Annotated in this window: 18 protein-coding genes; 13 read left to right on the top strand and 5 right to left on the bottom strand. The window is 63.7% G+C overall.

Translation table 11 applies throughout. The annotated features are described in order from the left end of the window. Positions 1-15: 15 nt before the first annotated feature. Complete coding sequence (gene ptsP, locus NCS03_RS21440; RefSeq protein ID WP_250529740.1) at positions 16-2,547, bottom strand: phosphoenolpyruvate--protein phosphotransferase; 2,532 nt, start codon at positions 2,545-2,547, stop codon at positions 16-18. Between the two features lie 320 nt (positions 2,548-2,867). Here ptsP and NCS03_RS21435 point away from each other — a divergent pair, with 320 nt between their 5' ends. Continuing rightward, entirely contained in the window at positions 2,868-3,080 is a 213-nt protein-coding gene (locus tag NCS03_RS21435; protein WP_250440982.1) for a DUF6900 domain-containing protein, read from the top strand. 152 nt (positions 3,081-3,232) lie between these two features. After that, entirely contained in the window at positions 3,233-4,144 is a 912-nt protein-coding gene (locus NCS03_RS21430) for a LysR family transcriptional regulator (RefSeq protein WP_008348147.1), read from the top strand. A 9-nt stretch (positions 4,145-4,153) separates the two neighbouring features. Here the strand turns inward: NCS03_RS21430 and NCS03_RS21425 are convergent, their stop codons facing one another. Together NCS03_RS21425 and NCS03_RS21420 are read right to left on the bottom strand one after the other, a co-directional pair. Further along, positions 4,154-5,458 (bottom strand): MFS transporter, encoded by a 1,305-nt coding sequence (locus NCS03_RS21425; RefSeq protein ID WP_250529739.1) that lies wholly within the window; start codon positions 5,456-5,458, stop codon positions 4,154-4,156. 100 nt (positions 5,459-5,558) lie between these two features. Beyond that, entirely contained in the window at positions 5,559-6,368 is an 810-nt protein-coding gene (locus NCS03_RS21420) for a class II aldolase/adducin family protein (protein ID WP_008348142.1), read from the bottom strand. A gap of 337 nt (positions 6,369-6,705) precedes the next feature. Here NCS03_RS21420 and NCS03_RS21415 point away from each other — a divergent pair, with 337 nt between their 5' ends. From NCS03_RS21415 to NCS03_RS21370, 10 genes are all read left to right on the top strand, one after another. Continuing rightward, positions 6,706-7,938 carry an urea ABC transporter substrate-binding protein gene (locus tag NCS03_RS21415; RefSeq protein WP_008348141.1) on the top strand — a complete coding sequence of 411 codons (1,233 nt, stop codon included), beginning with the start codon at positions 6,706-6,708 and terminating at the stop codon, positions 7,936-7,938. 72 nt (positions 7,939-8,010) lie between these two features. Further along, the gene (locus NCS03_RS21410; RefSeq protein WP_250436559.1) at positions 8,011-8,880 is read left to right on the top strand and encodes an ABC transporter permease subunit; all 870 of its coding nucleotides are present in this window, start codon (positions 8,011-8,013) and stop codon (positions 8,878-8,880) included. An 8-nt stretch (positions 8,881-8,888) separates the two neighbouring features. Continuing rightward, complete coding sequence (locus NCS03_RS21405; RefSeq protein ID WP_250529738.1) at positions 8,889-9,971, top strand: ABC transporter permease subunit; 1,083 nt, start codon at positions 8,889-8,891, stop codon at positions 9,969-9,971. Next, on the top strand, positions 9,968-10,678 hold the full coding sequence (locus NCS03_RS21400) for an ABC transporter ATP-binding protein (protein WP_008348134.1): 711 nt from the start codon (positions 9,968-9,970) through the stop codon (positions 10,676-10,678). The genes NCS03_RS21405 and NCS03_RS21400 overlap by 4 nt, the downstream gene beginning before the upstream one ends. Beyond that, complete coding sequence (locus NCS03_RS21395; protein ID WP_008348132.1) at positions 10,675-11,382, top strand: ABC transporter ATP-binding protein; 708 nt, start codon at positions 10,675-10,677, stop codon at positions 11,380-11,382. The genes NCS03_RS21400 and NCS03_RS21395 overlap by 4 nt, the downstream gene beginning before the upstream one ends. 12 nt (positions 11,383-11,394) lie before the next feature. Next, positions 11,395-12,381, top strand: a complete 987-nt coding sequence (locus NCS03_RS21390; RefSeq protein ID WP_008348131.1) for an acetamidase/formamidase family protein — start codon at positions 11,395-11,397, stop codon at positions 12,379-12,381. A gap of 81 nt (positions 12,382-12,462) precedes the next feature. Then, complete coding sequence (locus tag NCS03_RS21385; RefSeq protein WP_008348129.1) at positions 12,463-13,617, top strand: transporter substrate-binding domain-containing protein; 1,155 nt, start codon at positions 12,463-12,465, stop codon at positions 13,615-13,617. A 1-nt stretch (position 13,618) separates the two neighbouring features. After that, positions 13,619-14,269: an ANTAR domain-containing response regulator gene (locus NCS03_RS21380; protein ID WP_008348127.1), complete on the top strand. Its 651-nt coding sequence runs from the start codon at positions 13,619-13,621 to the stop codon at positions 14,267-14,269. 46 nt (positions 14,270-14,315) lie between these two features. Next, entirely contained in the window at positions 14,316-15,080 is a 765-nt protein-coding gene (locus NCS03_RS21375; protein WP_250521930.1) for an SDR family NAD(P)-dependent oxidoreductase, read from the top strand. A gap of 29 nt (positions 15,081-15,109) precedes the next feature. Continuing rightward, a complete protein-coding gene (locus tag NCS03_RS21370) occupies positions 15,110-16,651 on the top strand; it encodes an amidase (protein WP_250529737.1) in 1,542 nt (513 codons plus the stop codon). A gap of 63 nt (positions 16,652-16,714) precedes the next feature. Here NCS03_RS21370 and NCS03_RS21365 read toward each other — a convergent pair whose 3' ends face one another. Further along, positions 16,715-17,587 carry a DMT family transporter gene (locus tag NCS03_RS21365; RefSeq protein WP_250529736.1) on the bottom strand — a complete coding sequence of 291 codons (873 nt, stop codon included), beginning with the start codon at positions 17,585-17,587 and terminating at the stop codon, positions 16,715-16,717. A gap of 134 nt (positions 17,588-17,721) precedes the next feature. On the opposite strand from NCS03_RS21365, the gene NCS03_RS21360 reads away from it, so the two are divergent. Further along, a complete protein-coding gene (locus tag NCS03_RS21360; RefSeq protein WP_008348117.1) occupies positions 17,722-18,573 on the top strand; it encodes a LysR family transcriptional regulator in 852 nt (283 codons plus the stop codon). Positions 18,574-18,594: 21 nt separating this feature from the next. Here NCS03_RS21360 and oxlT read toward each other — a convergent pair whose 3' ends face one another. Then, entirely contained in the window at positions 18,595-19,875 is a 1,281-nt protein-coding gene (gene oxlT, locus NCS03_RS21355) for an oxalate/formate MFS antiporter (RefSeq protein ID WP_250529735.1), read from the bottom strand. Positions 19,876-19,957 lie beyond the last annotated feature (82 nt).

The following is a 19,957-nucleotide window of genomic DNA, read 5'->3' as shown; positions in this document are numbered from 1 at the left end:
CTCCGCTTGTTCCGCTTATTCCGCGTACGGGGCGAGCAGGGCGCGCACTTCGGCGGCCGTGCCCAACGTGATTACCTTTGCCGCGAGCTGGCGGGCTTCGCCCATCGTGAGGCGCGCGAGTTGCGCCTTGATCGAGCCGACGGCAGGCACGCTGACCGACAGCTCGTCGATGCCGAGGCCGACGAGCACCGGCACCGCCATCGCATCGGACGCGATGCCGCCGCACACGCCGACCCACTTGCCATGCTTGTGCGCGCCATCGACGGTCATGCCGATCAGACGCAGCACCGCCGGATGCAGCGCGTCCGCCTGTTTCGCGAGCTTCGGATGTCCGCGATCCATCGCGACCGTGTACTGCGTCAGATCGTTGGTGCCGATGGAAAAGAAATCGACTTCGCGCGCGAGCGGCTCGGCGATGAGCGCGGCGGACGGCACTTCTATCATCACGCCGACCTTGACGCTGTCGATGCGATCGCCGGCTTCTTCCTGAAGAAGCCGCTTGGCGGCGCGCACTTCCTCGATGGACGCGACCATCGGGAACATGATGTGCAGATTGCCGATCGGCGCGGCCCGCAAAATCGCGCGCAATTGCGTGCGGAACATATCGGGACGATCGAGGCTCACGCGCACGCCGCGCAGCCCGAGGAACGGGTTGTCCTCTTTCGGCAGCGGCAGGTACGACAGCGGTTTGTCGCCGCCGACGTCGAGCGTTCGCACGACGAGCGGACGCTCGCGGCCGAGCGCTTCGGCCACGGCGCAATATTCGGCGGCCTGTTCGTCTTCCGACGGCGCGGTGTCGCGGTTATCGAACAAAAATTCGGAACGCAGCAGTCCGACGCCTTCCGCGCCCGCCGCGACCGCATCGCGCGCTTCCTGCGCATTCCGGATATTTGCAACGACTTCGACGCGATGCCCGTCCGCCGTGACGGCCTGCTTGCTCGCGGCGACTTTCTCTTCCTCGCGCTTTTTCGTCTGACGGTCGATGCGCTCGCGCGCCTTGGCCAGATCGTCCGCACTGGGATTGCGCCGCAGGCTGCCGTGCGAACCGTCGAGCACGACGAGCGTGCCATCGGGCAATTGCAGCGCATCTTCGTCGATGCCGCAGATCGCCGGAATGCCGAGCGAGCGCGCCAGAATCGCGACGTGACTCGTCGCGCCGCCGGTCGTCGTGCAGAAACCGAGCACCTTGCTGCGATCGAGCGAGGCCGTGTCCGAGGGCGAAAGCTCCTCGGCGATGAGGATCGATTCGTCCGCCACGTCGATATGCGCCTGCTTTACGCCCGCGAGCAGCGCCAGCACGCGGCGGCCGACATCGCGGATATCGCCCGCACGCTCGCGCAGAAGCGCGTTGTCGACCCTCTCCAGATTGCTCGCCTGCGTCTCGAACGCGGCGCGCCACGCAAAACCCGCGCTCTTGCCGTCGCTGATGCCGGCGATGGCCGCGTCGGTGAGATCGGGATCGTCGAGCAGTTCGAGGTGCGCGTCGAGGATCTGCGCCTTGGACGGATCAGTCAGATTCGCCTTCAGCGCCTCGATTTGCTGACGCGCTTCGTGATGCGCGGCGTCGAGCCGTGCGCGTTCGCGTTGCGGCGATTCGCCCGCCTCGGCCACGTCGATGACTTCGCGGCGGAACTGCACGATCTTGCCGACCGCGAGTCCCGGCGACGCGGATACGCCCGTGAATTCGTTGGCGTTCGTGGACGGGGCGCGCGCCGGTGCGACCGGTTCGGCCGCGGCAACGGCGGGCGCGGGCGCGTGGCCGGGCTTTTCGCCCGAGCCCGACGCGAGCAGGCGCGCGAGCGCGGCGGCGGCTTCGCCGGCATCGGGGCCGGCGGCCTCGACGCGCAATTTGTCGCCGAAGCTCGTCGCGAGCGCCATCAGCGCGACGACGGATTTCGCGTTCGCGCTGTCGTCGCCGCGCAGGACGCGAATGTCGGATTTGTATTTCTTGGCTTCGGCGGCGAATACGGCAGCGGGCCGCGCGTGCAGGCCTTGCGGATTCGGCAGCGTGATTTCGTCTGACCGGATGGCGCCTGCTGGGCCGCCGCTCGCGTCGTCCCCGGCGGCGCCGACGAATTCGACCGTCAACGCGACGTCCTTGCCCGCCGTGACGAGGCCCGTGGCGGGCACGTAGCGGGTCACGAGCTCACCGTTGGCGATGACCATCTGCGTGAGCAGGCTCACGGCCCGCGCGCCGACGACGACCGGATCGAAGCGGATCAGCGGCTGGCCGGTCGTGACGGTGTCGCCTTCCTTGACGAGCGGCGTGAAGCCTTCCCCGCGCAGCATCACGGTGTCGAGGCCGATGTGGATCAGCACCTGGAGACCGCTTTCGCCGGTGATCGTCGCCGCGTGCGCCGCTCGATGCAGCTGCGTGACTGTCCCCGAGAGCGGGGCGAGCAATTCGTCCGAAGTGGGATCGATCGATACGCCGTCGCCGACCATCTTCTGCGCGAAAACTGGATCGGGCACGGTGTCGAGTTGGACCATCACGCCTGACAACGGCGCTATCAACTCGATTCGTGCCAAACGTTGAGGAGCTTTCATGTGAACGACTCCTTGTCCTTTGACGATGAGCTGGAACCGGCCTGAGATCAATCATAGGCAACGGCTCCATGATTCGCTGACCGAATGGATGTGCGTTCGCAAAAGCACGCAGTACGTGCCGGAATGCCCACATCGATTCGGATTCTGAAACGCCGCGTTCTGCTTTCAAGAGCAGTGGCGGCAAAAAGCGCGCTATTGTTTCGCGGCGCAATGACGATTTCTAGAGACGACATTCGAATCGCGGCGATCCGTCGCAGGTAACGGGGGCTCGCGCTCCTAAGCTTGTTAAGTAACAAATGCAAGAGAAAGGAGCGCAAACCATGACCTACCGCAACAAGACTGAAGCTCATTGGGAGCCGCTGTTGACAATCGCGCGCGACGAGCTAGGCATTCAATCGTTCGATCCGATCGGCAAGCCGAGCGCGGACATCCGCATGTGTCGCGTCGAGGAACTCGGGCGCGCGCTCGAACGCGCTTACGACTTGGGTCTTTTGGTCGGAAACGGCGTGAAGCGCGCGGCGAGCACCGTCTGAAGACGGTTGGCGAGACGGTTTCTGAGGTCGCGAGCCCGTGCTCGAGCCGCTCGAATCGGCCGGGAATCCATACCCGTGCAACTCCCGATATAGAAGTAAGCAGCCGCTGGCTAAGATCGCTGGTTGATCATCGCTTAGGCCGCACCGAGTACATGAAGGACGAACGCCTCGTCGAAATGAGGATTTTCAAGGCCGTCGCGGAAACCGGCGGATTCACCGCTGCGGCGCTCATGCTCAACCTTCAGCAGCCGTATGTCAGCCGCGCGGTCTCGGCGCTCGAAAAGCGCCTCGGCGTCGCGCTGCTCAGGCGCTCGACGCGCAGTCTGCAGGTCACGCAGGAAGGCAACGAATATCTCGCGCTGTGCAAGCGCATTCTCGACGACATCGACACCGGCGAAGCCCAACTCGCGCGCGCGGGTCAGCACATGACCGGCAGTATCCGCGTGACGGTCGCGACTTCGTTCGGCATGGATCAGATCGTGCCGCTCATTCCGGGCTTTCTGGAGCGCTATCCCGGCCTGCGGGTGCGCCTGTCGCTGTCGGATACGCTCGCGGATGTGATCGGCGAAGGATTCGATGTCGCGATCCGCATGGGAAGCCTGCAGGACTCGAATCTCGTCAGCCGCAAGCTGTGTCATCTGCAGCGCGTCGTGACCGCGTCGCCTTCGTATATCGCGCGGCACGGCGTGCCTTCGGTGCCGGCGGATCTCGTCAACCACAATTGCCTGATGTGGGAGCCGCCGATGGATCATCTCAACCATTGGCCCTTCATGGTCGATGGCGAGCGCACGTCCATGCTCATCGACGGCAACTTTCAGACGAGCAGCGGCGTGAGCTCGGTGTACATGTGCCTCGCTGGCGTCGGCATCACGCGCATGGCCGAGCATATGGTGCTTCCGTCGATTCGCAGCAACATGCTCGTGCCGCTCTTGACCGACTTCCAGCCGAAGGACGAAACCGCGATCTATGCGCTGTATCCGCGCGACTCGTCGCTGCATCCGCGTGTGCGGGCGTTCATCGACTACGTGACGGAAAGGCTCAAGCGGCCGCCGTGGGCCGCCTGAGCCGGCGTTTCACTTGTCGTCGAGCGTCTTCGGCAGACGCATGGTCATCGCCGCGCCGAGCACGAGAAACGCGGAGATCACGTACATGCCGATTTCCGCGTGACCGACCATCACATTGAGCATGCCGACGAGATAAGGCGATACGAAGCCCGCGATATTCCCGACCGAATTGATGAACGCGAGCGCCGCCGCGACCGATGCGCCGACGAAGAGGCTCGTCGGCAGCGCCCAGAAGAGCGCGACGCACGAATAGACGCCCGCCGCCGCGATCGACAGACATAGCGTCGTCATGATCGGGCCTGCCGAAAGCCACATGCTCGTGGCCAGTCCCACCGCGCCGATCAGCATGAAGAGGGCGAAATGCGCGCGGCGTCCGCCGGTGCGGTCGGCGCTGCGATTCGACACGAACAGCGCGATCGCCGCCACGACGTTCGGCACCGCCGAATACAGGCCGATGGACAACGGATCGGTCACGCCGCTGCGCTTGATGAGCGAGGGCATCCAGAAGCCGAGCGCGTAGAGGCCCATGATGAGGCAGAAGAAGATAGCGCAGAACCACCACAGCTTCCGGTTGGCGAGAAACGCGCGCACGCTCGGATGATCGATCTTGCCAGCGTTCTCCGCGCGAATTTCGGCCAGCACGTTCGAGCGCTCGTCCTCGCTGATCCATCGCGAGCGCGCGGGATCGTCATCGAGAAAGGCAAGCACGACGAACGCGAGCACGACGGCCGGAATCGCTTCGATCAGAAAAAGCCATTGCCACGCAGCCATATGCGCGTTGGCGGAGAACGCATGCAGGATGTAGCCGGAGATCGGACCGCCGACGACGAACGCGAGCGGCGCGCCCATCACGTAGATGGACATCGCGCGGCCGCGATAGCGGGCCGGAAACCACAGCGTGAGCAGATACATGATCGCGGGCGCGAAACCGGCTTCGGCGGCGCCGAGCAGAAAGCGCGCGATGTAGAACTGCATCGGCGTCTGCACGAAGATCATCGCCGCCGAGATGACGCCCCACGTCAGCATGATGCGGGCGATCCACTTACGCGCGCCGACACGGCGCATGATGAGGTTGCTCGGCACCTCGAAGAAGAAGTAGCCCGCGAAGAAGATGCCCGAGCCGAGGCCGTAGATCGCGTCGTCGAAACGCAGTGCGTCGAGCATCTGCAGTTTCGCAAAGCCAACGTTGACGCGGTCGAGATAGGCAACGAGATAACAGATCAGCAATAGCGGCAACAGCCGCCAGTAGGCTCGGTAGTAAGTGCGGCTCATGTCCGTCTGTCTGACGGCTTCTTCGCCATATAGCGCGTCCATGCGTGTCTCCAATATAGATTTTCTTGAGCGCTCTCGGGCGGCATGCGCGGGCAAGTTGCGACATGGCGCATGCCGCCGCCGTACCTCGCACACCGATGGGTCAGTCGAGGTAATCCGGCTCCTGCTCGTTGATTTCGTAGAGCATGGTCTGGAAATGCAGCCAGCTGATGAACGAATTGCCCAGATGGCGATGCGAATACTCCGCGAACTCCGGATCGATCTCGATCGGGCGCGACTCGGCCGCGTCCATCAGCAGTTGCATCCTGCAGCAATGATCGAGCGCGATGAACGTCCACACGGCATCGTCGATACTGTGACGGCTCGCGGTCAGCAGCCCGTGATTCTGGTGGATGATGGCCTTGTGATCGTTGAAGGCGCGCGCGATCGGATTACCCGATTCATTCGCGACCGGCACCTTGCCCGCGCCATCGCGCACCACCGTATGGCTGCCGTAGAACATGCACGCGTCCTGCGTCACGTAGTCGAGCGGCTTGCCCATCGCGGCCCAGGCGTCGCCGTTGACGGTATGCGCGTGACACGAGCCGATGATGTCGGGGTTCTCCGCGTGAATCGCCGAATGCAGCACATAGCCCGCGCGATTCACGGCGTACTTGCCTTCGATCACCGTGCCCGAATGATCGACGAGCACCAGTTGCGATGTCTTCGTGCGCGACCACGGCACGCACATCGGATTGGTCCAGAAAAGCTCCGGATGCTCGGGATCGCGCACCGTCAGATGGCCTCCGAAGCCGAAGCTGAAGCCATGACGCGCGAAGATCCGGCACGCAGCCGCGAGATGCTCCTTGCGATAGCGGCGTTCCTCGGCGGAACTCGAAAACGTCGGTTCTTGCGGAAAAATCAGGTCGTCCTGTGTCGGACTGTAGACCGAGTCCTTGGCGTCCATCAACATCGTTTCGTCTCCTCGTGAAGGTATGGAATGCCAGTATAGAAGCGGACTTTCGGCGGATTCAGGGGCTATCCGGAATAGGATTTATGCATATCGTCCGGCCCGCCGCTTCACCGGCGCCTGTGCCGCGCGTGCGATTTCGGCCATCCGGCGATTTTTGTCCACCGTTGACAAGGAAAAATTTGACGCATTAGACTGGGCTCCATACCTCGCGGCCTGACAAAGATGTCCGCCCGAGGATCCGGCACAGAAGCCCCCTGACGAACCCGCGGTTCGTCAGGGGGCTTTTTTTTGTCCGCGTTTTTCCCCCTGTTCTAGCGCTCATTTCTGGAGAATCCGCATGTTGCTGAAGCCGTCGGGCTGGATGCGTCTCGCCCTTACCGCAGGACTTGCACTGACTTCGCTCGCATCGAGTGCCGCCGATCCCGTGAAGATCGGCCTGCTGGAAGATGCCTCGGGAAACTTCGCACTGGCGACCATTCCGAAAATTCACGCCACGCAACTCGCAGTCGATGAGATCAACGCGAAGGGCGGCATCCTCGGACGTCCTGTCTCGCTGATCGCCTACGACACGCAATCCGACAACACCAAGTTCCAGGAACTGGCACGGCGTCTCGTTCAGACGGACAAGCCCGATGTGATCTTCGGCGCATTCTCGAGCGCATCTCGCGAAGCGATTCGGCCGATCATGGACCGCGCGAAACAGCTTTACTGGTACGACAATCAGTACGAAGGCGGCGTGTGCGATACCAACACGTTCGTCACGGGCGCCGTGCCCGAACAGCAATTCTCGACGCTGATCCCGTGGATGATGCAGAAGTACGGCAAGAAGGTGTACACCATCGCCGCCGACTACAACTTCGGGCAGATTTCCGCCGAGTGGGTCCGCAACATCGTCAAGGAGAACGGCGGCACGATGGCCGGCGAGGAATTCATTCCGCTGTCGGTATCGCAGTTCGGACAGACGATCCAGAACATCCAGAAGGCGAAGCCCGACTTCGTGGTGACGTTGCTGGTCGGCGCGAATCAGGCGTCGTACTACGAGCAGCAGGCGTCGGCACATCTGAATCTGCCGATGGCGAGTTCGGTCAACGTCGGTCAGGCGTATGAGCACAAGCGCTTCAAACCGCCTGCGCTGAAGGACATGTACGTGACGGCGAACTACGTCGAAGAAGTCGATACGCCCGCCAGCAACGACTTCAAGAAGCGCTTCCACGCGAAGTTCCCGAACGAGCCGTACATCAATCAGGAAGCAGCGAACGCGTACGACGCCATCTATCTCTACAAGGCCGCCGTCGAAAAAGCCAAAACGACGAATCAGGACGCGGTGCGCAAGGCGCTCGAAAGCGGCATCTGCACGGAAGGCGCGCAGGGCAAGGTGTGCATGGACCCGAAGAGCCATCACGCGAGCCACACCATTTACCTCGTGCATGTGAAGGACGATCACTCGGTCGATATTCCGAAGGTCTGGGACGACGTCCAGCCGTACTGGCTCGGCAAGGTGGGCTGCGATCTGCCCAACAAGCCGGATCATCGCCAGTACACGCCGTCGAACCTGCCCAAGAAGTCCTGATCGTCCTGATCCGGGCCGGCGCGCGCGCCGCACACGACGGGCGCGCGCAGGTCTCTTGAACGTGGAGCATGCATGGCCACCTTTTCGGTTCTCTATTCGCTCGTCTATCAGTTCGGCGACAGCTTCGCCTATCTGGTGCTCGCGGCGCTCGGTCTCGCGGTCATCTTCGGCATGATGGGCGTCATCAATCTCGCGCATGGCGAGTTCATCATGTGCGGCGCCTACGTGACGATCATCGCGGCCAAGCGCGGCTTGCCGCTTCCTCTCGCCATGCTGCTCGGGGCGCTCGCGGCGGCGCTCGCGGGCGTGGTGATCGAGCGGCTCGTGATTCGCCACCTGTACGACCGCTTGTTCGATTCCGTCGTGGCGACGTGGGCAATCAGCCTCATCGTGCAGCAGACCATGCTGCTCGTCGCCGGACCTTCGATAGAAGGCATCGGCACGCCGTTCGGATCGTTCTCGCTCGGCGATTATTCGTTTTCGACGTACCGCGCCGTGCTGCCCGGCATCGCCCTGGCCATCCTGTTCGCGCTCTATCTGCTGTTCTTCAAGACGAACTACGGCGTCTGCGCCCGCGCGACGATCCAGAACGCCAGCATCGCGCAATGTCTCGGCCTGCGCACGGACCGTCTCTATACGCTGACGTTCGCGCTCGGCGCGGGACTCGCGGGCCTGACCGGCGCGCTCTATGCGCCGACCATGACCGCCGTGCCGACGATGGGCAGCAACTTCATCGTGCAGGCGTTCGTGTCGGTGGTCGTCGGCGGCGCGAACGTGATCGCGGGGACGACGCCCGCCGCGGCCGTGCTCGCCGTCATCCAGACCGCGCTCACGGCCTCGTATGGTCAGTTGTTCGGGCAGATCGGCTTGCTGGTGACGGTCATCGTCGTGATCCGGCTGATGCCGCAAGGTCTCGGCAACCTCTTTTCCCGCGCGCGCTAGGAGGCAATGTGAAGCAAACGAAAGAGCCTTCGCGGCTATCTCCCGCGAGCGCCACGACTCGCGCGGCGCACTACGTGCCCTGGCTCGTGGCGCTCACGCTGCCGCTCGTCGTGGATGCCACCACGAGCGGCAATCTCGCGTACTGCCTGTTGTGGGCGTTCGGCGCGGTCGGCCTCGCCGCAATGTGGGGCTATGGCGGCATCCTGTCCTTCGGGCAGACCGCCTTCTTCGGATTGGCGGGCTACAGCTACGGCATCTTCACGCTGAATTACGGCGATGCCTGGTTCGATTCGTGGCTCGGTCTCGGCGCGGGACTGGTGGTGAGCATCGTCGCGGCGGCGCTGATCGGCTACATGATCTTCTATGGCCGCATCAAGGGCGTGTTCATCGGCATCGTCACGTTGTCGGTGACGCTCGTGCTCGAAACGTTCATGTCGCAGACGGCCGGTCCGCAATGGGCGATCGGCGAAGCGCGCCTGAACGGCTACAACGGCATGGGCGGCATGCCTCCGCTCACGGTTCCCTGGCCGGGCGGACCGCTCACGCTGGAAAACGCGAGCTTCTACTACCTCGTGCTGATTCTGCTGATCGTCGTCTATGTCGCGATGCGCAAGCTGCTCGACGGCACGTTCGGCCTCACGCTCATCGCCATTCGCGAGAATCCGCAGCGCGCCGAGATGCTGGGCGTCGATATCCGCCGGCATCAGTTGCTCGTGTTCGTGCTCGGCTGCGCGCTCGGCGGATTGTCGGGCGCCCTGTACACGATCTGGGGCTCCTACATCACGCCCTCGACGATGGGCCTCACGTCCGCCGCCATGCCTGTGATCTGGGTGGCGACGTCGGGCAGAAAGAGCATCGGCGGGACCATTCTCGGCACGGCGCTCCTCGTGTGGCTTTCGCAGAATCTCGCGGTGTACGGCAGCCAGTACGCGCTGATCCTGCTCGGCGCGATCCTGTTGATCGTCGTGCTCGCGGCGCCGGAAGGTCTGCTGCCGTTCGTCGCGCGGCATCTGCGGCGCATGCAGGGCCGCGCGGGTCAGGATGCGCCTCGCGGCGGCGCATGTCTCAAACGGGAGGAGGGCAAGTCATGACCACGCTGCTGGAAACGCGCGGACTCAAGAAGCACTTCGGCGGCGCGCACGTCATCAACGGCATCGACTTCCGCATCGATGCAGGCGAGATTCGCTGCGTGATCGGGCCGAACGGCGCGGGCAAGAGCACGTTCTTCAAGCTCATCACGGGGGAGCACCGGCCGTCGGAAGGCAGCGTGATGTTTCTCGGCCAGGACATGAGTCATGTGCTGCCGCACGAACGCATTCGCATGGGCATGAGCATCAAGTTCCAGATTCCCGGCGTGTTCCCGGACCTGAGCGTGCGTCAGCACTTGCAACTGTCGCTGCATCGCGCGAAGGACGATCGCCCGGAAAGCCTCGATGAACTCTTGCAGCGCTTCATGCTGGAAAACGAGGAACACGTGCTCGCGCGCAATCTGTCGCACGGCAAGAAGCAATGGCTCGAAATCGCGATGGCCGTATCGCTGCGTCCGAAGCTGCTCTTTCTCGATGAACCCGTCGCCGGCATGTCCGTCGAGGAAACCCATGCGACCGGCGAGCTCATCAAGCGTCTGTCGGCTGCGGGTCTCACGATGATGGTGGTCGAGCACGACATGACCTTCGTCAAGCAGATCGCGTCGCGCGTGACGGTGTTGCACGGAGGAAGCCTGCTCGCCGATGGCCCGCTCGACGAGATCCTCGCACGCGACGATGTCGCGGAAGTCTATCTGGGGAAGAAGAAATGAGCGCGTTGCTTCAAGTGTCGGGCGTGGAAGCGGGATACGGCGGCGGACGCGTGCTCAACGGCGTGTCGTTGAGCGTCGGGGCGGGCGAAGTGCTGGCGCTCATCGGGCGCAACGGCGTCGGCAAGACGACGCTGATGCGCGCGTTGATCGGGCTGATCGATCTCGATGCGGGGAGCATCGAACTCGATGGCGAATCCATCGGCCACGAAAAGCCGTATGTTCGCGCGCAGAAGGGCATGGGCTACGTGCCGCAAGGCCGCGAGATTTTCGGCGCGTTGACGGTCGCGGAAAACCTGCAGGTCGGCGCGCAGGCGAATCGCGCGCAGGCGGCGCAGATGAAGGACAAGGTGGTCGGCTATTTTCCGATTCTGAAGAAGCGCTACCAGCAGAAGGCCGGAACCATGAGCGGCGGCGAACAGCAGCAGCTTGCGATCGCGCGGGCGCTCATCAGTTCGCCGAAAGTGGTATTGCTCGATGAGCCGTCCGAAGGCATCCAGCCATCGATCGTCGATCTGATCGGCGAGACGCTTCAGCAGATCGCGCGTGAAACCGGCATCGGCGTGGTGCTGGTCGAGCAGGACATGGGGATGGTCGAACGCATCGCGACGCGCTGCTGCGTGATGGACAAGGGCCGCATCGTCGAGACGCTGAGCCCCGCGCAGCTCGCGGACGAACAACTGATTCGCCAGTATCTGGCACTGTGACGGAGACGAAACATGAAATGGCTTGAAGACTCGATCATGATGAAGCGTGGCGTCGGCGCCGATCGCGAGCCGGTGGAGCACCATCTGACCGAGGAAATGCAGAAGACGTATCACTACACGATCGGCCCGTACTCGCAGCCGGTCTTGCATGTGAAGCCCGGCGATCGCGTCGTCGTGGAAACGCGCGACGCGTTCGAAGGCAAGATCAGGGAGGAGACGGACAAGCCATCGCAAGTGCTGCAGGTGCCGTTCCTCAATCCGCAGAACGGGCCGATCATGATCGAGGGCGCGGAGAAGGGCGATGTGGTCGCCGTCTACATCGAAAAGATGGCGCCGCGCGGCGACGATCCGCACGGCTTCTGCTGCATGATCCCGAACTTCGGCGGATTGACGGGCACGGACTACACCGCGCTCCTGAACGAGCCGCTGCCCGAAGTGGTGCGCAAGATCAAGATCGACGAAGAAAACGTGTACTGGAGCAAACGCAACACGCTGCCGTACAAGCCGCATATCGGCACGCTGAGTCTTTCACCCGAAATCGATTCGATCAATTCGCTCACCCCCGACAATCACGGCGGCAACATGGACGTGCCCGACATGGGGCCGGGCAGCATCACGTACTTGCCGGTGCGCTCGCCGGGCGGACGGCTGTTCATCGGCGATGCACACGCCTGTCAGGGCGACGGCGAAGTCTGCGGCACGGCCGTCGAATATCAGAGCACGACGACCGTGCGCGTCGATCTCATCAAGAAGTGGCAGATCGACTGGCCGCGCCTCGAAAACGAAGATGCGCTGATGAGCATCGGCAGCGCGCGGCCGCTGGAAGACGCGACGCGCATCGCGTACCGTGAACTCGTGCTGTGGATGGCCGCGGAATACGGCTTCGACAAGTGGGACGCGTACATGATGCTGAGTCAGGTCGGCAAGGTTCGACTGGGCAATTTTGTCGATCCAAAATATACGGTTGGCGCAATGGTCGCCAAGCACTACCTCAAATAACGCGTCAGTCAGACGAATCCAGAGCAGTTGGTATCACGCGCGGGGCCGCCGTTCCGCGCGCATTCGAGAGCGTGTCACGAAATGGCTTTGTCCGATCCCATCCGAGTGGGCCTGTTGTGCTCGACGAGCGGCTCGACCGCGTTGCTCGAGCAGTCTCAATGGCGTGGTGCGCGCCTCGCCGTCGAAGAGATCAATGCGCGCGGCGGCATAGGCGGGCGCGAGCTCGTCGCCGTCCACTACGATCCCGCGTCCGATCCGGCTGCGTTCCGCGAGCTTGCGGAGCGTCTGATCGTGAAGGACGGCGTCAATACGATTTTCGGCGGATACACATCGACGAGCCGAAAGGCGATGCTGCCCGTCGTCGAAAAGCACAACCGTCTGCTGATTTACGCGCAGATGTACGAGGGCTTCGAGTATTCGGACAACATCATCTACAGCGGCGCGTCGCCCAATCAGAACGGCGTGCAACTCGCGGACTTCATGACGGAGACGTTCGGCGCGCGCGTGTATTTCGTCGGTTCGAGCTATGTCTATCCGTACGAATGCAACCGCACCATGCAGGAGCTGCTGCTTCAGCATCCGGAAGGCGCGATCCTCGGCGAACGCTATCTTTCGCTCGACGCCACGCGCGAGCAGTTCGAACAGGTCGTCGCGGACATCCGGCGCAAGTCGCCGGACTGGATCTTCAGCACGGTCATCGGCGCGACCGTGCCGTATCTCTACGATGCCTACGCGCACGCGGACTTCGATCCGTCGCGCATGCCGATCGGCAGCCTGAACACATCGGAGACGGAAATCCACGCGATGCAGCGTGGCATCGCGGCGGGGCACATCACGGCGGCGCCGTATTTTCAGAGCATCGACACGGAAGAGAATCATCGCGCGGTGGCGCATCATCAGTCGCGCTACGGCTCCGATACCCCGACCGACATGAACTGGGAGGCCGCGTACTATCAGATGCACATGTTCGCCGAGGCCTACGCGCGCTCGGGCTCCGACGAGATCGGGGCGATCATGCCGCATCTGCTCGGCTCGGAATACGCTGCGCCGCAAGGCCGCGTGCGTATCGATCCGGTCAATCATCACATGGCGCTCTATCCGCGCATCGGCCGCGCGAATGCCGACGGCCAGTTCACGATCCTGCGCGAGTCCAAGTTCGCCGTCGGCCCCGATCCGTACATGACGCGTCAGACGCTCGGGGACTGGGTCACGAAGCTGAGCACGCGAGAGTACTGACGTGAGCGCGCGAACAGACAGAGGCCAGCGAAGCCTGACCGGTTCGATTCTCGAGCGCAATGCGCGCGTCGTCGTGTTTCATCCCGATGACGATGACGGACTGACGCTCACGAATCATCTGAGGCGCATGGGCTTTCAGGTGGAGCGATGCTGGCCGCCCACGGACACGCTGCCCGAGAAGACCGATCTGGTGTTTCGCGCGTTGCTGCCCGAAGAGCGTGCGCCGAAGGGCGAGTGGAGCGGTCCGGATGCGCCGCCCGTCATCTGCGTGGTGGCGTATGAGAACCCGACGTTCATCGATCAGGCCATCAAGCTGGGATCGGACGGCATCGTCACGACGCCCATTCGCGCCTCCGGTCTCTTGTCCACCGTGGTGATGGCGCTCTATCACGCGAGGCGCGCGCGTCAGCATACGCAACGCATCGCGAGGCTCGAACAGAAGCTGCTCGACAGCCGGCATCTGCAGGAAGCCAAGAACATTTTGATGATCATGCATCGCGTGAGCGAGCGCGAAGCGTACGACATGTTGCGCGCGCAGGCGATGGAAAAGCGCGTGACCATCGACGATATCTGCCACTCCGTCATTCAGGCGGGCGAAGTCCTGCAGATCGCGCGCGGACTTTCAACGGAGGACGGGCGCGACCGGGAGTGAGCGCGTCGTGCCGCCATTTTCATCGACGTACAAAGGAGCGACGAACATGGACCTGCAACTGAAGGGCTTGAAGGCGATCGTCACCGGCGGAACCAAGGGCATCGGTCTCGCGATTGCGCGGACGCTGGCTGCCGAGGGCGCCGACGTGGCCATTTGCGCACGCGACGCGGCCAGCGTCGCGGCGACTGCGAGCGCGCTGTCCGAACTGAGCGGCGCTCGGGCATCGGGCGCGGCCGTCGATGTGTCGGATGGCGCGGCGCTCAAGGCGTGGGTCGAGCGCGTGGGTGCGGAGTGGGGCGGGCTCGATATCCTCGTGTCCAACGTGAGCGCGCTTGCTATCGGCAACGACATCGAATCGTGGCGCAAGGAGTTCGAGACCGATCTGCTCGGCACGGTCAATCTCGTCGATGCCGCCATGCCGTATCTCACCGCGAGCAAGGCCGCTTCGATCGTCGCGATTTCGAGCGTATCGGGACGCGAGATCGACTTCGCTGCGGGACCTTATGGCGTCTTCAAGGCCGCGCTCGTGCATTACATGCAGGGGCTCGCGAATCAACTCGCATCGAAGGGAATTCGCGCGAACACGGTTTCGCCGGGCAACGTGTACTTCGAAGGCGGCGTGTGGGACTGGATCGAGCACAACGATCCGGCGCTGTTCGAACGCGCGCTGGCGCTCAATCCGACCGGACGCATGGGCAAGCCGCAGGAGATCGCGAATGCGGTGGCGTTCGTTGCGAGTCCGGCGGCGAGCTTCGTGAGCGGCGCGAACATCGTCGTCGATGGTGCGCTCACGCGCGGCGTTCAACTCTGACAAACCGGGCAACTCAACGGGGGCATCGAATGGAAACACGCAGTGCGATCGACATCGATCTCGTCAACCTCACGGTCGAGAACGTGCAGGACGGATTCAAGCGCGGCAAGTTCACGGCCGAGCAACTGGCGCGGGCCTGCTTCGACTGGATCGAGCGCCATAACGGCACCTATAACGCGCTGATCTTTCTGAATCCGGCGGCGCTCGACGATGCCCGCAGCATCGACGAACGGCGCGCGGCCGGTGAAGCATTGGGGCCGCTCGCGGGCGTGCCGGTCGTCATCAAGGACCCGATGGACATGGTCGGCTTCCCGACCACCGCGGGATGGTCGAAGCTGTACAGCAAGACGGGCGGCGTCGATCTGATGCCCGAGCGCGATGCGCCGGTCGTCGCGCGCATGCGTCGTGCGGGCGCGATTCTGCTCGGCAAGACGAACGTGCCGATCCTGAGCCACACCGGCTCGCACGCCAACGATAGCTGGGCGGGCCCCACGATCAATGTCGCGATGCGCGACCGCGTGCCGGGCGGCAGCAGCGCGGGCACGGCGTCGGCGGTGGCATCGGGCATGGCGGTGCTCGGGCTCGCCGAGGAAACCGGCGGATCGATCCAGAATCCCGCATCGGCGCAGGATCTCGTGGGCATCAAACCGACCATCGGTCTGGTGCCGAATGCGGGCGTGGTGCCGTTGTCGGGCAACCGCGATGTCGTCGGGCCGATCGCGCGCAACGTGAGAGACGCCGCGCTGTGTCTCGACGTGCTCGCCGGCTATACGAGCGAAGACCCGAAGACGCTCGCGAGCGTGGGCCGGCAACCGGAAGGCGGCTATGCGGCCGCGCTGGACGGCAACGCGCTGCGGGGCAAACGCATCGGGCTCTACGGTCCCGGGTGGCGCAATCAGCCGCTTTCCGACGAAGCCGCCGCGTTGTACGAGCGCGCGAAGGGCGAACTGGTATCGCTCGGCGCGACGCTGATCGACGATCCGTTTCAAGGCTCGGGCTTCGCCGATTTGCGCAAGACGACTGCGCCGCTGGCCAATTTCGATGCGCGCGGTCTCGAATCCATTCCCTACGATGTCGAGAAGTATCTCGAACGGCTCGGCAAGGGCGCGGCGCTGAAGACCTTCGCGGAGTTCGCGCAGGCCACGCAGGACGAAGACGCATTCGGTCCGGACGGCGTGTTGAACTTCATGCATAACCTGGCGGATTTCAAGGCCGCGCTGGCGAATCCGTCGCTGCCGCCGGAGATGCCCGAATTCGTCGCACTGAAGGCGCGTTATCTGCGCATCTTCGACAAGGTGTTCGACGAGCAACGACTCGATGCCCTCGTCTTCCCGCAGATGCGTTGCGAGCTTCCGCCGCTACACGGCAAGGACACCATTCAGGAAACGACCGTGGGCGAGATCAATATCGCGGGTCTGCCGGGCGTCGCGGTGCCGGCGGGTTATTACGCGTCGGGCTCGCCGTTCGGCCTCATCTTCGTGGGCCGCCAGTGGGACGAAGGCGCGTTGCTCGCGTTGGCCTATGCGTATGAGCAAGGCGCGGGCAAGCGGAAGGCGCCTGTGCTCGCCTGACGCGGGTTGCACGCGCGTGCGTCGAATGGCTCGCCTTTGCGGGCGGGCCGCACGAATCCCGCGCTAGCCGCCATCGCCGCTGCTGCGATTGACGACAAGAAGTATTCCCGCGCCGGATATCACCGTGCCGAGAGCCATCAGCCACGATAGCGGCTCGCGAAACATCGCCCATGCCCAGATCAGCGTGACGGGCGGGCTGAGGAACAGAACGCTCGTCACGCGAGCAGACGATGTCCGCCGCAGACACGCCCAGTAAAGACCGCATCCGCCGAGCGTCGCGAAGATGACGCTCCACGCGACGCTCGCCGCGAAACCGGCGGACAGCATCGGTGCAATGCGGCCTTGAGATGCTTGCAACGCGAGAAAGATCGGGCACGACACGAAGCTCTGCAGCCAGAGCATGCCGAGCGGAGTCAGGGTGCCGCAGTGCGAAGAACGTTGCTGCCAGACGGTGCCCGCCGCGAGCGATAGCATCCCCGCGACCGGCAGTCCATAGGCCCATGCGGGCGCGCTGCCGAGAGAAAGGGCATCGCGACAGACGATCAGCGTCCCGGCAAGACCGAGCCCTAATCCGGCCCACACGACAGCCGGGCTGCGCTGGCGAAAGAGACATGTGGTAATCAGCACCACGCCGACAGGCAACAAGTCCGCGATGAGGGCCGCGAGACCGGCGGGCACGCCAAGCTGCACGCCACCCGCGACGCCCGCAAGATAGCCGGCCATCGCCAATGCGCCGATGCATGATTGCCGGATCAGAACAGACTTGGGCGCATGCCGCATCTCCCGCGCCACAAACGGAAACAAGCCGATGGACAGCGCGATGAACCGCCACAACGTCACCAGGTAGACCGGCGCATAGTCCGCCGAGAACCGCATTCCGATGAAGCCCGAACTCCAGGTGAGCACCATTGCCGCTTCGAGAAAAGGCAGCGGCATGGGGCTCCGTCCCGGCACGGGCTGGTCTGTGTATGTTCTCGCCATGCACCCACACTAGCGCGCCGCCGTGGATTCGAAAATCAAAATATACTGATCCGGTCGTTCAACAACGCTAAACCACCCGGGATCACACGATGAGCACAGTGCTAGACATCGAACTGCTGCGGACCTTTCACGCGATAGCGCGGCTGGGGCGCTTCCGGGCGGCGGCCGAGCACGTCAACCGAAGTCCGGCGGCGGTGAGCCTTCACATTCAGCGTCTGGAAGCCGCTGCGGGCGGCAGATTGCTGGAGCGGGACAATCAGTCGGTCACGCTGACCGTGTTGGGCAAACGGTTGCTGGCGAGCACGGGCGAGTTGCTGGCGGCTCACGACCGGATAATCGACGAGATCAAGGGCAAACGGCTGGCGGGCCGCGTCGTGCTCGGCATCCCCGACGAATACGCTGCTCATGTGATTCATGACATCCTGCCGGACTTCGCGACGAGCTGGCCCGACGTGGTGCTCGAAGTGAAGACCGCGCCGAGCTTCAAGCTGCGGGATCAGATCGCGCGCGGCAAGCTCGACTTGGCGATCTTCGTTCAGCCCGCGCACCGAAGCAGATCGGCGAACGTATTGACGCTGACGACGCCCGTCTGGGTCGGCAGTCCGACGTTCGCGCTCGACGAGTCACGTCCGGTTCCATTGGCGCTGTACGCCGAGCCGTGTCCCTATCGTTTGGCGATGACAGACGCACTGGAAGCCGCGGGGCGCAAGTGGCGAGTCGTGCTCGACAGCGCATCGACGCAAGTCATCAAGGCGTGCGTCGAATCAGGGCTCGCGGTGACGCTGCTCGACCGGGCAAGAGTCACCGCGGACATGCGCGTGATCGACGGTCTTGCGCATGTAGCCGATCACGAGGTGGTGTTGATGCGCGGTGACACCGGACGCGCAACCGAGGCCATCGATCTGCTCGCAACGGCGCTGCGGCAGCAGTTCCGGCTTTAGCGCCGCGCACGATTCGAGCATTCAAGCGCCGGCTCTTTGGAGAAACTTCGCCCGCATCGGCTTCAGCACGAACATCGCGAGCACGGCCGTCACGATGTCGAGCGTGATCCCGACGCTGAACACCGGCACCCAGCTTCCCGCGTGCTGATGCAAGAGCGCCGCGAGCGGTCCGCCGAAGATCGAACCGATGCCCTGCGAGATATACAGCCAGCCATAGTTTTCGGTGGCGTGGCGCGTGCCGAAGGTATCCGTCAAGGTGGACGGGAAGAGCGAGAAGATTTCGCCCCAACCGAAGAAGACGACGCCCGAGAGCAGCACGAACAAGACGGCGTTGTCGCGCGTCAGGAGCCACAGCGCCATCGCCACGCCTTCGAGCGCGAAGGCGAAGAACATCGTGTTTTCACGGCCGAATTTGTCGGAGACCCAGCCGAACAGCGGGCGCGTGAGTCCGTTGGTGAAGCGGTCGATGGTCAGCGCGAGCGGCAGCGCGGCCATGCCGAACACGACGACCTGCGTGATGCCGAAGTCCGCCGCGAAGGTCGCCATCTGCGATGTGACCATGAGGCCCGAGGTGGACATCATCGTCATCATGGCGAACATGAGCCAGAAGAGCGGCGACTTCATCATTTGCGAAGGACGCAGATTCGGCACGTTCGATACCGCCACCGCCGATGCCTTCGCCGGCGCTTCGTCACGCGGCACGCGCAAGCCTTGCGATGCGACGAAGCCCACGACCGCGAACGCGATGCCGTAGATCGACAGCGTCGCATCGAGACCGCGCGCCGCCAGCGATGCCGAGATCGGGAACGTCGTCACGATTGCGCCCATGCCGTAGCCCGCGGCCACCGCGCCCGCCGCGAAGCCGCGCCGGTCGGGGAACCAGCGCACCATCAGCCCGACCACGCCGACATACACGATGCCCGTGCCGAGCCCGCCCACGAGACCGTAGGTGAGATACAGCATCGATGTGCTCGCGGCCATCGACGAGAGCACCCAACTCAGGCCCGACATGACGGTGCCGAGCGAAATCAGCAGGCGCGGACCGAAGCGGTCGATCAGCTTGCCCTGAAACGGCGAGAAGAACGTCTGCAGGATGATGAGCAGCGAGAACGTGACCTGCAACTCGGGCAGCGGCACGCCGAGCTTCGCCGACAGCGGTTTGGTCAGCAGCGTCCACACGTATTGCGGGCTCGAAATCGACATCATGCAAAGCAGGCCGAGACCGAGTTGCAGCCAGCGGTTGTGAGCGGCGATCGCGGGCGCGGCCGCATCGTCGTGCAGTGTCTGGATGCGTGTGTTCATAGGCGTTCCCCGGTTGATGTGCGGATAAAAAAGGATGAGTCGTGCCCTCCGGTTCGACGAGCGCGGAACCGGATCACTTCGA

The organism is Caballeronia sp. ATUFL_F1_KS4A, assembly GCF_023630905.1.
GTDB lineage: Bacteria > Pseudomonadota > Gammaproteobacteria > Burkholderiales > Burkholderiaceae > Caballeronia > Caballeronia zhejiangensis.
Note: the sequence above shows the minus strand (reverse complement) of the source record. Positions and strands in the feature narration are given on the sequence as shown.